Origin of the sequence: Bartonella sp. CE47NXGY, from assembly GCF_042195415.1 — a bacterium.
Lineage (GTDB): Bacteria > Pseudomonadota > Alphaproteobacteria > Rhizobiales > Rhizobiaceae > Bartonella.
Window position 1 is genome coordinate 1 of the sequence record NZ_JBHIOI010000220.1, and the last position, 744, is coordinate 744.

Sequence of the window (744 nt, forward strand, 5' to 3'; positions counted from 1 at the left end):
AATGGCGAAGAGCAAGTTTGAACGAACAAAACCGCATGTTAATATTGGTACGATTGGTCACGTTGATCATGGGAAGACCTCGTTGACAGCAGCGATTACGAAATATTTTGGTGAATTTAAAGCTTATGACCAAATTGACGCTGCGCCAGAGGAACGTGCACGTGGAATTACTATTTCTACAGCACACGTTGAGTATGAAACGGAAAATCGTCACTATGCGCACGTTGATTGTCCAGGACACGCTGATTATGTGAAAAACATGATCACAGGGGCAGCACAGATGGATGGTGCTATTTTGGTTGTTTCAGCAGCTGATGGCCCAATGCCTCAGACACGTGAGCATATTTTGCTTGCACGTCAGGTTGGTGTTCCAGCAATTGTTGTTTTTCTTAATAAAGTTGATCAGGTTGATGATGCAGAACTTTTGGAGCTTGTAGAGCTTGAGGTTCGGGAACTTTTATCCAAATATGATTTCCCAGGCGATGATATACCAATTGTTAAGGGTTCTGCGTTGGCAGCTCTTGAGGATAAGGATAAAAGCATTGGTGAAGATGCTGTTCGTCTTTTAATGAGTGAAGTTGATAATTATATTCCAACCCCTGAACGTCCTGTTGATCAACCATTTTTGATGCCGATAGAGGATGTGTTTTCGATTTCGGGTCGTGGAACCGTTGTTACGGGTCGTGTTGAGCGTGGTGTTATTAAAGTTGGAGAGGAAATCGAGATTATCGGTATTCGTCCAAC

Annotated in this window: 1 protein-coding gene; it reads left to right on the forward strand. The window is 43.0% G+C overall.

Annotated features, from left to right (window positions below; all coding sequences use genetic code 11):
- Nucleotide 1 precedes the first annotated feature (1 nt).
- A partial coding sequence (locus tag ACFIL3_RS10775; RefSeq protein ID WP_375633051.1) for an elongation factor Tu occupies nt 2-744 on the forward strand: 743 nt, incomplete at its 3' end.